Genomic DNA, 13,702 nt, shown 5'->3' on the forward strand with positions numbered 1-13,702 from the left:
GGTGTCTCGGGACGGTTGAGCGTTCAGCGCTGACGACTTTCCCAATCGGGATGAATCCAGGGTTCTGCATTGGAAGCGGGCAGCGGTGCCTTGCCTAGAATATGATCTGCGGCCTTCTCGCCCACCATCAGCGATGGTCCGTTGAGGTTTCCATTGGTGATTTGGGGGAAAATTGAGCTGTCGGCAACCCGCAATCCATCAACTCCGATGACACGGCACTCAGGATCGACCACAGCGAGCGGATCGGTGGCCGCTCCCATCCGGCAAGTGCCGCAGGGATGATAAGCGCTTTCGACATGCTCGCGGATAAAGTCATTGAGGTCCTCGTCCGACTGCACCGCGTCGCCCGGCTGGATTTCCTTGCCTCGATACGGCGCAAAGGCTTCCTGTGCGAAGATCTCGCGTGTCATGCGGATGGCAGTGCGGAAGTCCGCCCAATCGTCTGCATGCGCCATGTAGTTGAACAAGATCGACGGTTTGGCTCTCGGGTCGGAGGAGGTCAGCTTGACGTGGCCGCGCGATTTGGACCGCATCGGCCCGACGTGTGCCTTGGAAGCCATGGCCTTCGGCCGCCGCTTTGCCATCATAGCGCACGGCAAAGGGCAGGAAGTGATACTGGATGTCCGGATACTTGACGCCTGCCTTTGAGCGCAGAAATGCTGAGCTTTCAAACTGGTTGGAGGTGCCAAGCCCTTTTTTCAGGAACAACCACTGTGCGCCGATAAGGGCTTTGGAAAACACGTTCCAGTGCTTGTAAAGCGTGATCGGCTGAATGCAGGCCTGCTGAATATAGAGTTCCAGATGGTCTTGCAGATTGGCCCCGACGCCAGGGCGGTCGGCGATCACATCAATCCCGAGCGCTTGCAGCTCGGCCGCATTGCCGATACCCGACTGCATCAGGATTTTAGGAGAGTTGATCGAGGAGGCAGACAGGATGATTTCTGAATAAGCGTGCGCTGTCTTGATCTCTCCGCCAACTTCATATTGCACGCCGACCGCGCGCTTCCCGTCAAACAGCACCTTGTGCACGAGGGCGCGTTGTACAAGTTTGAGGTTCGACCGCTTGAGGGCAGGCTTCAGATAGCCATTGGCCGCAGACCAGCGACGGCCCTTGTAGACGGTCATCTCCATATCGGAGAAACCTTCCTGCCGTTCGCCGTTGTAATCTTCGGTCAGACCATATCCGGCTTCAACACCGGCCTGTTTGAAGGCGTCGTAAAGCGGGCTCCATTTGGTGCCGCGCGTGACATGGATCGGGCCGTCAACACCGCGCCAGCCTTTTTGGCCGCCGTGGCTGGTTTCCATGCGCTTGTAATAGGGCAGTACATCGCGATAGCCCCAACCTGCTGCGCCCATCTCCTCCCAGGTATCGAAGTCACAGGCGTGACCGCGCACATAGACCATGCCGTTGATTGAAGAAGATCCGCCAATGACCTTGCCGCGTGGGGTCGCCAGACGGCGCCCCCCAGATGCGGTTCCGGTTCACTCTCGTATCCCCAGTCATAGCGCGGCATGTTCATCGGATAGGACAACGCTGCGGGCATCTGGATCATTGGTCCGGCATCTGTTCCGCCGAATTCCAGCAACAACACCTTGTTGTTGGAGTCTTCCGACAGACGGTAGGCGAGGGCGCAGCCAGCAGATCCGGCACCGACGATGATATAGTCGAAATATCCTTCCATCAGAAACTCCCTTTGGATTTGGTTTTCCGTGCCGCGCTCCGACAGGTGATTTGGCTTTCCACGAAGTCTTCCACCATAGTGATGGCTTGCTCGGGGTCGGCGTCTCCCTTACTCAGGGCTTGGCGAATCCAGACGCCATCGATCAGGGAGGCGGTGGTTTCGGCAACTTTTTGAGCCTGTTTGCGGCCCATGAACTTTGTCAGATCGTATGTCAGGTTGGAGACCAACCGGGCGGAATAGATTTGCAAAAGGCGGCGACTGGTCTCCTTGGTGCGGGCCTGATCGTAAAAGGCCAGCCATGCGCCGATGACCGAGCGACGAAACTGGCTCGGTGCAAAGTTGCCGGCAATGATCGCTGAAATCCGCTCGCGGGGCGTGGTGGCCGCTTCCAGTCGTTCACGTACGCTGTTCGACAGATCCCGGAGGAGATGGCGCATTGTCGCGGCCAGAAGTTGCTCCTTCGTGCCAAAATAATGCAGAGCCAGTCCGCTGGAGACACCCGCGCCTCTGGAAATCTGCGCTAGGGTCACTTCGCTGTAACCGCGCTCGCTGATGGCTTCTACCGTCGCAGCGATGAGGCTTTCGCGTCTTTGAAATTCGACACCGATTTTAGGCATAGGCGCACTCCTTCGCTGCTAGGTTTATTTTTGATTGAATAATCAATCAATAAAAAACTTGAGAACACGGCGGGAAAGTGTTTTGTTGTGCATCTCAAACAAGAAAATGATACGTGTTTATGCGAGGGGTTTCCTCCTTGGGTGGAAGCCTTGCGAGATCCATGGCGCTGTGTGCAACGGGCGTCTGACACGTGATTTTGGACGTTGCACAATCTGGAGGGTTCTATTGATGAAGCTTGTTCAAAAGTTGGTGGCCGGCGCGGCGATCGGTCTGACGTTCAGCACCGCAGCATTCGCAGCCGATGCGCAGAGCTGCAAGACAGTTCGTTTTTCTGATGTAGGCTGGACGGACATCACCTCGACAACAGCTGTCACGACGACCATTCTCGATGCGATGGGGTACAAGACAGAGGTCAAGCTGCTCTCTGTTCCGGTGACGTATGCCTCGTTGAAAAACAAGGATATTGATGTCTTCCTCGGCAATTGGATGCCAAGCATGAAGGGCGACATCGCACAATACACCAAGGACGGCTCGGTTGAGACGGTTCGCGCCAACCTCAAGGGGGCGAAGTACACGCTGGCAGTGCCGAAATACACGTATGAAAAGGGCCTGAAGACCTTTTCCGACATTGCCAAGTTCAAGGATGACCTGGGCGACAAGATCTATGGCATTGAACCGGGCAACGACGGCAACCGTCTGATCCTTGAGATGATCAAGAAGGATGCCTTCAAACTGAAGGGGTTCCGTCTGGTTGAATCGTCAGAGCAGGGTATGCTGGCGCAGGTTGGTCGGTTCGAGAAGCGCAAGAAGGACATTGTCTTCCTTGGCTGGGCTCCGCATCCGATGAACACCAAGTATGACATGAAGTATCTGTCCGGTGGCGATGACTACTTCGGTCCTGATTTTGGTGGCGCGACAATCTACACCAACGTGCGTGCTGGCTATCTCAAAGAATGTCCCAATGTTGGGCAGATGCTGAAGAACCTCAAGTTCTCGCTGCCAATGGAAAACGAGATCATGGGCAAGATCCTCGACGACAAGAAGAAGCCGGCTGTTGCGGCCAAGGAATGGCTCAAGGCCAATCCGGATGCCATCAAGCCGTGGCTCAAGGGCGTGAAGACGGTTGATGGCAAGGACGCCGACAAAGCCGTCAAGACAGCTCTCGGCCTCTGAGACTTCCTCTGATTTCCGGATCCGCGGGGGCCTTGGCTTTTGCGGGTCCGGTCTGCTCATGACCGACAAGAATAAGGAGAGTCGACCTTGCATTGGCTGACCGACAACAAGATCCCGATCGGGGATGTTGCGTCCAACTTCGTTGACTGGCTGACCCTGCATGCCGGAGGCGTTTTCGACACGATTTCTCTGGTGTTGGGATGGGTGCTGAGTGGCATCCTCTGGGTTTTGCAAACACCGCCGCCGCTTTTGGTGGTGCTGGTGGTTGTGGCATTGGCCTATTTCGTGCGCCGCAAGATCTCCTTCACGATTTTCGTCCTTTTCAGTCTGCTGTTGATCATCAATCAGGGGTACTGGGAAGAGACGACCGAAACAGTCGCGCTCGTCATTGCCGCGTCTCTCGTCTGCATGATTATCGGCATTCCAATTGGTGTTGCCGCAGCGCATAGGCCGAAATTGTTCGCCGTGCTGCGCCCCATTCTGGATCTGATGCAGACAATCCCGACCTTCGTCTATTTGATTCCGGCATTGATCCTGTTTGGTCTCGGAATGGTGCCGGGGCTGATTGCAACCGTGATCTTTGCCATCCCCGCACCTATCCGCCTGACCCAGCTCGGCGTGTCGTCTACACCAACGCATTTGCTGGAGGCTGGCAAAGCATTCGGCGCAACCAAATCGCAGTTGTTGTGGAAAGTCGAACTGCCCTACGCTCTGCCGCAGATCATGGCCGGTCTGACCCAGACCATCATGCTGTCGCTGTCCATGGTGGTGATTGCCGCTCTTGTCGGCGCGGATGGTCTTGGTGTGCCGACCGTTCGTGCGCTGAACACGGTGAATATTTCGATGGGCTTTGAAGTGGGTGTCGCAATCGTTCTGATTGCCATCGTGCTGGATCGTTTCTTCCGCCGTGACGACAAGGGAGGCACCAACGGATGAGCCATAAACCTGTTGTGAGCTTCAAGGACGTCGATATTATTTTCGGCGACAAGCCTCATATCGCCTTGCCATTGGTTGATGATGGCAAATCGCGCGAGGAAATTCAGGCTGCTACCAATCAGACCCTGGGTGTGACCGGCGCCAACTTCGACGTTGAAGAGGGCGAGGTCATCGTGTTGATGGGCCTGTCCGGTTCGGGAAAATCGACCTTGCTGCGGGCCGTGAACGGTCTCAACCCGGTGATCCGGGGAGAGGTGCAGGTACATACCGAGACCGGCCATATCAACCCGCATGGGTGTTCCGAAGCCGAATTGCGCGATCTGCGACGTCACCGCATTGCCATGGTGTTCCAGCAATTTGCCCTGCTGCCATGGCGCACGGTCGAGGACAACGTTGGCTTTGGTCTGGAGCTTGGCGGAATGCTTGAGAAGACCCGCAAGGCCAAGGTGCGCGATCAGCTTGAACTGGTCGGCCTTGATGGGTGGGGCAGCAAATATGTGCATGAGCTTTCAGGGGGGATGCAACAGCGTGTGGGTCTAGCGCGCGCGTTTGCGACGGATGCACCAATCTTGTTGATGGACGAGCCGTTTTCTGCGCTTGATCCGTTGATCCGTAACCGCTTGCAGGACGAGCTTCTGGAATTGCAGCGCTCGCTGAATCGCACAATCATTTTTGTCAGCCACGATCTGGATGAGGCTGCCAAGATTGGATCTCGTATCGCCATAATGGAAGGGGGCCGTGTCATTCAGCTTGGAACGCCGCAGGAAATCGTGCGCCGTCCGGCAACGCCCTATGTCGCGGATTTCGTCGGACACATGAACCCGCTGAATGTGCTGCGCGCGCGTGACATCATGGCCGATCCGCATGGCCGGGATGTGTCGGCTGATGCCGTGTCCTGCTCGCCGCGTACGCCTATCCGCGAGGTCGTTGCGGCGAAGAAAACCTCCAACGGCCCGATTGTCGTGGAAGATGCCGGCAAGATCGTCGGGATTATCGGTGAGGCAGAAATTCTCGACTGTCTCGAATAGGCGGTTTGGGTCGGCATACCGATCCACTCCGTGTCCCGCAAACGACAAAAGCCCCTGAAGCAGCGCTGCTTCAGGGGCTTTTGTGTGTCATGTGGAGGAGTGGTTTGTTGATCAGATGTCGCCAGCAAGCGCCTTGTCGAAGATCTCCAGCGCGCCTTCCTTGGTCAGCTTGCGTGGATTGCCTCCGGCGGTCGGGTCGACGATTGCCATCTCCGCCACCAGTTCGCGCTTTTCTGCGCCAATGTTGAGACCGGCAAGTGTGTGGGGGATCTCGAACGCCTCACGCAGATCGAGAATGGTCCTCATGAAGCCGTCAAACCCACCGGAAATGCCAAGAAAGCCGGTCAGCCGGGCCATCTTGTCCTCGATGGCAAGGCTGATTGAAAGCCAGCACATAAGGCATGAAGACGGCATTGGTCAGACCATGGTGCGTGTCATAGAGAGCCCCGACCGGATGCGACAGGGCGTGGATCGCGCCAAGGCCTTTCTGAAACGCGACAGCCCCCATGGCTGCGGCACTCATCAGGTGACCCCGGGCCTCCAGATCATTGGGTGTGTCGACGACCTTAGGCAGATTTTCGAGCGTCAGACGCATGCCTTCCAGCGCGATACCCTCAGACATCGGGTGATAGGCGGGCGCACAATAGGCTTCGATGCAATGAGCCAGCGCATCCATGCCGGTGCCGATTGTGATCATCCTGGGCATGCCAAGCGTCAGTTCCGGATCGCAGATGACGATTTCCGGCAGGATCATCGGGTGGAAGATCACTTTCTTGGTATGCGTCTCCTCATTGGTGATGACGCCAGCGCGACCGACTTCTGAGCCGGTGCCTGCGGTGGTCGGCACGGCGATAATCGGCGCGATGCCTTCAACGTCGGCGCGGGTCCACCAGTCACCGATGTCCTCAAAGTCCCAGATCGGGCGAGTTTGCCCGGCCATGAAGGCAATCAGCTTGCCTGCATCCAGTCCGGAACCACCGCCACAGGCAATGACGCCGTCGTGGCCGCCTGCCTTGTAGGCGGCGACGCCTGCCTCGACATTGGCATTCACCGGGTTCGGCTTGACGTCTGAAAAGACTGCGGCCTCAAGGCCAGCGGCTTTGAGGAGGCCAATGGCATCGGCGACCATCGGCAGCCCGGCCAGCCCCGGATCAGTGACAAGAAGCGGGTTCTTCATGCCGATGGTCTGCACGGCCTCGGCAAGTTCCTGGATCCGGCCTGCACCAAAACGCATGGACGTCGGATAGGACCAGTTCATACTCGGAAGGGAAGACATGGATATTCTCTTTGGTGCTTGAGCAGGTTGAAAATGGGGATCAATGGTCGACGCGGAAGTGGAAGGACTTCGGTCGCGTCAGATTATGAAAACCGATTTCCGACAGGGCCGCGCCCTTGCCGGTGTCCTTGACACCGGTCCACACGAGGGCCGGATCGAGGTAATCGCATCGGTTCATGAAAACGGTGCCAGTCTCAATGCCATCGGCTAAGGCTGGAGGCGGCGTCAACGTCTTCCGTCCATAGCGAGGCTGTCAGGCCATAGGGGCTGTCGTTCATGAATTGCAGCGCTTCGGCATCGTCTTTGACCTTCATGATGCCGACAACCGGACCGAAGCTTTCTTCGCGCATCACTGACATCTGATGATTGACGTTGGTCAACACCTGTGGCGCCAGATAGGGCGAGCCTTCCTTGTTCGCGGCAAAACTGGAGGTGTCGATGTGGGCTTTGGCTCCCTTGCGCAACGCTTCCCCGGTCTGCTCGCGCACCCAATCCGCAAAGCGCGTCTGCGCCATTGGTCCGAGTGTGCTTTCGCTGTCCAGCGGATTGCCCAGCTTGTATTGCGATGTCAGATCGACGAAGCCATCGACAAAGCGGTCGAACAGGCTCTCATGCACATAGAACACGCTCGATGCCGCAACAGCATTGTCCGGCATTGAAGAAAGCGCCGTCAACAAGGTTCTCTATCGCGTAGTCCAGATCGGCGTCCGCGCGGACATAGGCGGGATCCTTACCGCCCAGTTCGAGGCCGAGTGTTGCAAAGGTGCCTGCGAGAGCTTTCTCGATGGCGCGGCCACCGCCCACCGAGCCGGTGAAATTCACATGGTCGATCAGACCGGAACCGAGCAGCTTCTCGGTACCCTGGTGCGTCAGAACGATGTTCTGGAACACGCCGTCGGGAAGCCCCGCCATTTCGAAAGCCTTTGCCAGACGCTCGCCGACCAGCAGTGTCTGATTGGCGTGCTTCAACACAATGACGTTGCCTGCCATCAAGGCGGGCATGATGGTGTTGATTGCCGTCATGAACGGATAGTTCCAAGGTGCAATCACCATGACGACGCCAAGCGGTACGCGCTTCAGGTAGCGCTTGAAGCCCGGCTTGTCGGTGCGTTCGATATCGGCCAGCGCCTCTTCTGCAATGCTGGCGCAATAGCGGGTACGTTCTTCCGTGCCGCTCATTTCTCCGCCAAAACGAACAGGACGGCCCATCTGCCAAGCCAGTTCGGTGACAACATCATCGTTCATGCTTTTCAGCGCTTCTAGCGCCTTTTCACAATACGCCACGCGCTCGACGACAGATTGTGCCTGCCAGTCTGCCTGCGCCAGTTTGGCGCGGGAGATCGCATTGACGGTAGCTGCTTCGTCCAATGCAGGACGTTCGGCATAAACAGAGCCGTCGATAGGGGAAATGAGCTTCAGCGTCTCGGACATAATGTCACCTCGGATGGCTGCCGGTTTACGGTCAGTGTCAGTCTTTGCGGGCCGAGCCTGCTTTTTCAGACAGGGTCGTGTTTGCCTCAGGTAGAGTTGCGGTGCGGATCAGGCCCGTTCAAATCCCCTGTTGATTTCATAGTCTGTCACGACGCGCTCGAAGTCCTCAAGCTCCCATTCTGCTGCACGCACATAATGATCGACGACGGCGTCAGAAAACGCTTCTCTCATCATGGCAGAACCTCGCAAAGCGGTTGTGGCTGCACTCAACGTGGTTGGGACATCGCCCACCTCTGCGGCTTGATAGATGTCGCCACCTGCCGGGGGAGCCAGTTCCAGCTTGTCTTCAATGCCCTTCAGTCCGGCGGCGATCTGCGTGGCCAGGGCCAGATAGGGGTTGAGGTCCGACCCGCCGATACGGCATTCGATGCGCACCGACTTGGTGCCCTCCCCACACAGACGGAAACCTGCGGTCCGGTTGTCGACGGACCAGGTCGTCTTGGTCGGTGCAAAGGTGCCTTTTCGGAAACGCTTGTAGCTGTTGACGTAGGGGGCAAGAAAACAGGTGTAGTCGGGCGCATAGGCGATCAGCCCGGCGACGTAATTCTTCATAAGAGCCGACATGCCATGTGCGTCGGAGGCGTCGAAGAAGACGTTTTCACCAGCCTCATTCCACAAGGACTGATGCACATGTGAGGAACTGCCAACCTTGTCGTGATGCCATTTGGCCAGAAACGTAGCGGAGCAGCCCTGTGCCCAGGCGATTTCCTTGACCGCATGTTTGGCGATGCTGTGATGATCGGCACAGTCCAGCCCTTCGGCGTAGCGGATGTTCAGTTCTTCCTGTCCGGCTTCGGCCTCGCCCTTGGTGTTCTCCACGGGGATGCCTGCGGCATAGAGATGGTTGCGCACCGGGCGCATCACATGCTCTTCCTTGGTGGTTTGCAGGATATGATAATCTTCATTGTAGCCGGAAATCGGAGAAAGCGCGGTAAAACCCGCCTTGCGGTTTTCATCCAGCGTGCGCTCGAACAGAAAGAACTCCAGCTCGGTCGCCATCAAGGGCTTGAGTCCCTTTTCGGCCAGTCGGGCAATCTGCTTTTTCAAAATTGCGCGCGGTGAATGAGCGACTTCCTCGTGGGTGTGATGATCGAGCACATCGCACAAGACAAGTGCGGTGGCCTCCAGCCAGGGCGCACGCCGCAGCGTTGTCAGATCAGGCTGCATGATGTAATCGCCATAGCCTCCAGACCAGCCGGTGGAGGTATACCCTTCAACGGTGTTCATCTCCAGATCAGTGGCCAGCAGGTAGTTGCAGCAATGGGTTTCTGCATAGGCACTGTCGAGAAAATGCTGGGCATGAAACCGCTTCCCCATCAGGCGGCCCTGCATGTCGACAATGCACGCAAGAACTGTGTCGATCTCTCCGCCAGAAACAGCGGTCTTCAGGGTGGTCATGGTCAGGGTGCCGGGCATTCTGGAAGGGTCCGTTCAAAGTCTGCAAAAGGTCTGAGGCGGGAAGGGCGGGGCCAAATGGCCTCGCCCTCAAAAGATCAAGTCATCCGAGTGTATTAGGTATCCTGCCCGTAGCGATAGGGGCGTCCTGCCTTCTGCATGTCGGAATTGTACTTCTTGAAGATCTCGACGACCTTGGCTTTGGTCTCGGACTCCTGTGCAATCTCGTCCCAGAACTTGATGGCTGCGGTTTCGACCTGCTCCCACTCCTTGTCGGGAATAGAGGTCAGCTTCATCTTGGTGCCTTTGACCCGCAACGAGGCTTCCCCGCCCCAATACCACCACAGGCGGTGATAATGAGAACTGTCCATCGCCATTTGCAGCAGAACCTTCAGCCGGTCCGGCAGAGCATTCCAGCGCTCCATATTGGCGAAGAAAGATCCTGCCCATGCTCCTGAAATGTTATTGGTCAGGAAATAGCCGGTCACATCGGCCCAGCCCACGGTGTAATCTTCTGTGATGCCTGACCAGGCCACGGCATCAAGTTCACCTGTCTGCATGGCCACTTCGACATCTTCATAGGGAATGGAAACCGGCACGACACCGAATTGGGCCATGAAGCGGCCTGCCGTCGGGAAGGTGTAGGTCTTCAGGCCCTTCAGATCCGCCAGCGAGGTGATCGGCTTGCGCGTGGCGAAGTGACAGGGATCCCAGGCCCCGGCGGAGATATGCTTGACGCCGACCTTGGCGTATTCTTCTTCCCAGATCTCCTTGAGGCCGTATTGGTTGAACAGCACCGGCACATCGAGCGAATAGCGCGAGGCAAACGGGAAGTAACCGCCGAAGACCGTTACCTCGGTGGGAGACGCCATGGAGTCATCGTCCGACTGGACGGCGTCAATGGTGCCCGACTGCATGGCGCGGAACAATTCGCCGGTCGGCACAAGCTGATCGGCGGTGTAAAGCTCGATCACCATCTCGCCATTGGCGGCCTTGTTAAAGGCCTCGATCGACGGCTGGATCACATGCTCCGCAAGGGCTGCGCCCGCATAGGTTTGCAGGCGCCATTTGATAGGTGCCTGCGCATGCACGGCCGGTGCTGCAAGTGTTGTTGCTCCGGCGGCAGCCACGGTGCCCATGCCTGCCTTTTTCAGAAAGTCACGTCTGCTACTAGTCATTTCCAATCATTCCCCTCAATTATGAAACAACTTTGAGAAACTCCGGGTCTTTGGACGTTTGTTGTGCGGACTTTCTCGGCTCTTTTGCACTCCTTGATGGTTTCCTCGGTCGCTCTCCTGGCGATTGACACTCAGCTATCGACCGTAGACTTCATGTGGAAGCCACAGGGCGATTTGCGGAAACAACATGACGATGATCAATGCCAGCACCATCACCCCGACAAAGGGCACGATGGACTTGTAGATATCGCCCATGGTGATTTCTTTCGGAGCCATGGCGCGCATCAGGAACAGGTTGTAGCCAAACGGTGGCGTCATATAAGCAATCTGGGTGGTGATCGTGTAGAGTACGCCATACCAGATCAGGTCGAAGCCGAGTGCACGCACCAGCGGCACGTAAAGCGGTGCGACGATGACCAGCATCGCTGTATCGTCCAGAAAAGTGCCCATCACCAGAAAGGAAAGCTGCATCAGAACCAGGATCATCCATGGTTCCAGCCCGAGCTGATCCGTGAACAGGTTTTCGATGGATTTCACCGCGCCGAGGCCGTCAAACACCGCGCCAAAGCCCAGGGCCGCAAGGATGATCCACATGAACATGCAGGAAATGCCAAGTGTTTGCCGCATACAACTGATCAGGATGGGCAGTGTCAGCCGACGCCGGAAGATCGCTGCGAGAAGGGCTGCAAGCGCGCCGATGGCGGAGCTTTCGACCAGCGAAGTCCAGCCGTTGACGAAGGGCACCATCATGCAGGCAAAAATGACCAGAGGCAGGATGCCGGAGGCAAGAAGCATGTATTTTTCACGCTTGGGCGTGAAGCGTTCTTCCTTGCTCAGGGCCGGGCCAAGATGCGGCTGCAACTTGCAGCGGATCGCGATGTAAAGGATGAACATGCCCGCCATCATCAGGCCGGGAAGAATGCCTGCCAGCCACAATTGGCCAACGGGCGCGCGGGCGATCATCGCGTAAAGCACCAGGACGACGGAGGGCGGAACGAGAATGCCCAAGGAGGACCCCGCCTGGATCACCCCCGTGACCATGTGCTTGTTGTAGCCGCGCTTCAGAAGTTCGGGCAGGGCGATGGTCGCACCAATGGCCATTCCGGCGACGGACAGGCCGTTCATGGCCGAGATCAGCACCATCAGGAAGATCGTGCCGATGGCGAGGCCTCCGGGAAGAGGTCCCATCCAGACATGGAACATCTTGTAGAGATCGTCGGCAATCTTGGTTTCCGACAGGATGTAGCCCATGAAGATGAACATCGGCAGCGTCAGCAGAGGATACCATTTCATCAGCTTCATGGCGGCTGAAAACGGAATGTCGCCGCCACCGGTGCCCCATAGCATGATGGCGGCAATGGAGGCGATACCGCCAATGGCCCCGAACACGCGCTGTCCCGTCAGCAACATCAGCATCATCGACGAGAACATCAGAAGAGCGATCATCTCATAGGACATCGGAACGGCCTTCCCTGATGTGGATGATGTCCTTCAAAAACTCGGAGATCGCCTGGAGAAGCATGAGCGTGAACCCAATGACCATCACCAGCTTCACGGGCCATAGAAACGGACAGCCAGGCGGTCGGGCTGCGTTCGATGTAGCCCATGGTCTTGGAAGCTCCTTCCGGGCCACCGCTCAGGAAAGACCAGATGAGATGCCCGAAAAATGCAAGGCTGTGCTTGCCAAAATAGCCAAGCGAATAGGCGAAGGAATTGAGTGCGCCGTACAACAGGACACCGAGATAGAACATCAGCAGAAGCACGGTAAAGGCATCGACCAGGCTTTCTTTGTTGGCGACCACTCCGCATAAAACAGGTCCATGCGCACGTTGGACCCCATCTGGATCGAGTATGGTCCACCCAGCACATAGTAGGCGACCATCGCGAATTGCGCGACTTCCAGCGTCCACAGCGAGGGATGAAAAAAGGTCTTCGAGATTGAGGACCACAGCAAGATGCCAGCCATGGCGAAGATGCCCCACATCATGATCTTGCCGAGACCGCGATTGAAACCGTCCACCCAGCGAATATAGGCGTGTGCTGCGTTCATGGCTGCGCTTCCGCTCTATCGTCAAGACAGGACTGGAGAACATCGCTCAGCAGTGTGCCCCAGTGCATTTCGCTGTCCGCGTCGGTGATCTGATCGTTGCGAACCTCAATCATGAGGGTTTGCAGTCCCTGATCATCGCCATGGGTTTTCAGAGTGTAATAAACGCCGTCCTCTGGCGTGTAAGGGGCGTTGAGGCCGACAGTCAATTCTGGGTGAGCCACGGACAGTCGGTTCACAAATCGGCGCGCCAAAACGCCATCGGCACCATGAATGAGGCCAATCTCCCAAGGGCGGTCTACTCCCTTGTAGGTGGGGGTGAAACTGTGAACGGAGACCAGAACCAACTGTCGACCTTCATCGAGGCGTGGGGCCAAAACCTGATCGATTGTCGTATGAAAAGGGATATGAGACAGGCGGATGCGTTGGGCTTTTGCGTCCGCGTCGAGATTGGCATTGCCGGGAATGCGTGTTGTTTCACTGGTCTCTGGGATCAGGTCGTCGGCGGTTTCCGCGCGATTGCAGTCAATCACCAGACGCGACACGTTGCTTGAGACAAGTGTCGCGTCCAGTTGCTCAGACATGATCCGCGCAACGCCAAGCGCGCCCGGATCCCAGGCGATATGGGCTTTCAGATCGTCTTCCTCGAGGCCAAGATCTCCAAACTGCTGCGGAATATGCCGACTGGCATGATCGCACAGCAGGACGACCGCGCTTTTGCCAAACGCGTTGGTGATCGTGACCGGAGAGAGCTCCGTGCTCTCATCCCTCACACATGCCATCACTGTTCCCCTCAGAGCATCGCGGCGGTGTGTATTATTTATTACATCTTCTACCTGGTGCGAGCGTCTATGTAATATTTGATACAAGTTCTTCCG

The 13,702-nt window shown here is 57.0% G+C and carries 10 protein-coding genes and 3 pseudogenes; 3 read left to right on the plus strand and 10 right to left on the minus strand.

Going from position 1 to position 13,702, the window contains the following annotated elements; genetic code table 11:
* Positions 1-23: 23 nt before the first annotated feature.
* Positions 24-1,682 (minus strand): annotated as a pseudogene (betA, locus tag AC0L7U_RS14560) (choline dehydrogenase).
* A complete protein-coding gene (gene betI, locus AC0L7U_RS14565) occupies positions 1,682-2,299 on the minus strand; it encodes a transcriptional regulator BetI (RefSeq protein ID WP_473691685.1) in 618 nt (205 codons plus the stop codon). The pseudogene betA and the gene betI overlap by 1 nt, the downstream one beginning before the upstream one ends.
* A gap of 229 nt (positions 2,300-2,528) precedes the next feature.
* On the opposite strand from betI, the gene AC0L7U_RS14570 reads away from it, so the two are divergent.
* The 3 genes from AC0L7U_RS14570 to choV all read left to right on the plus strand — a co-directional run bounded on the left by AC0L7U_RS14570 (position 2,529) and on the right by choV (position 5,437).
* Positions 2,529-3,473 (plus strand): choline ABC transporter substrate-binding protein, encoded by a 945-nt coding sequence (locus AC0L7U_RS14570; RefSeq protein WP_473691686.1) that lies wholly within the window; start codon positions 2,529-2,531, stop codon positions 3,471-3,473.
* An 87-nt stretch (positions 3,474-3,560) separates the two neighbouring features.
* Positions 3,561-4,409, plus strand: a complete 849-nt coding sequence (gene choW / locus AC0L7U_RS14575; protein ID WP_473691687.1) for a choline ABC transporter permease subunit — start codon at positions 3,561-3,563, stop codon at positions 4,407-4,409.
* The gene (gene choV, locus AC0L7U_RS14580; protein WP_473691688.1) at positions 4,406-5,437 is read left to right on the plus strand and encodes a choline ABC transporter ATP-binding protein; all 1,032 of its coding nucleotides are present in this window, start codon (positions 4,406-4,408) and stop codon (positions 5,435-5,437) included. The genes choW and choV overlap by 4 nt, the downstream gene beginning before the upstream one ends.
* Positions 5,438-5,548: 111 nt before the next feature.
* Here choV and AC0L7U_RS14585 read toward each other — a convergent pair.
* The 8 genes and pseudogenes from AC0L7U_RS14585 to AC0L7U_RS14620 form a co-directional block, all read right to left on the minus strand.
* Positions 5,549-6,713 (minus strand): annotated as a pseudogene (locus AC0L7U_RS14585) (iron-containing alcohol dehydrogenase).
* 40 nt (positions 6,714-6,753) lie between these two features.
* Positions 6,754-8,144 (minus strand): annotated as a pseudogene (locus AC0L7U_RS14590) (aldehyde dehydrogenase family protein).
* 108 nt (positions 8,145-8,252) lie between these two features.
* Positions 8,253-9,620, minus strand: a complete 1,368-nt coding sequence (locus tag AC0L7U_RS14595; protein WP_473691689.1) for a glutamine synthetase family protein — start codon at positions 9,618-9,620, stop codon at positions 8,253-8,255.
* A 95-nt stretch (positions 9,621-9,715) separates the two neighbouring features.
* Positions 9,716-10,777, minus strand: a complete 1,062-nt coding sequence (locus tag AC0L7U_RS14600) for a TRAP transporter substrate-binding protein (protein WP_473691690.1) — start codon at positions 10,775-10,777, stop codon at positions 9,716-9,718.
* A 135-nt stretch (positions 10,778-10,912) separates the two neighbouring features.
* On the minus strand, positions 10,913-12,235 hold the full coding sequence (locus AC0L7U_RS14605; protein ID WP_473691691.1) for a TRAP transporter large permease: 1,323 nt from the start codon (positions 12,233-12,235) through the stop codon (positions 10,913-10,915).
* Positions 12,220-12,579: a hypothetical protein gene (locus AC0L7U_RS14610; protein ID WP_473691692.1), complete on the minus strand. Its 360-nt coding sequence runs from the start codon at positions 12,577-12,579 to the stop codon at positions 12,220-12,222. The genes AC0L7U_RS14605 and AC0L7U_RS14610 overlap by 16 nt, the downstream gene beginning before the upstream one ends.
* Positions 12,528-12,827, minus strand: a complete 300-nt coding sequence (locus AC0L7U_RS14615; protein ID WP_473691693.1) for a TRAP transporter small permease subunit — start codon at positions 12,825-12,827, stop codon at positions 12,528-12,530. Before AC0L7U_RS14615 ends, AC0L7U_RS14610 begins: the two co-directional genes overlap by 52 nt.
* Positions 12,824-13,606 (minus strand): N-formylglutamate amidohydrolase, encoded by a 783-nt coding sequence (locus AC0L7U_RS14620; protein WP_473691694.1) that lies wholly within the window; start codon positions 13,604-13,606, stop codon positions 12,824-12,826. Before AC0L7U_RS14620 ends, AC0L7U_RS14615 begins: the two co-directional genes overlap by 4 nt.
* Between the last annotated feature and the right edge of the window lie 96 nt (positions 13,607-13,702).

This window comes from Roseibium sp. 10G30-5, from assembly GCF_055809635.1.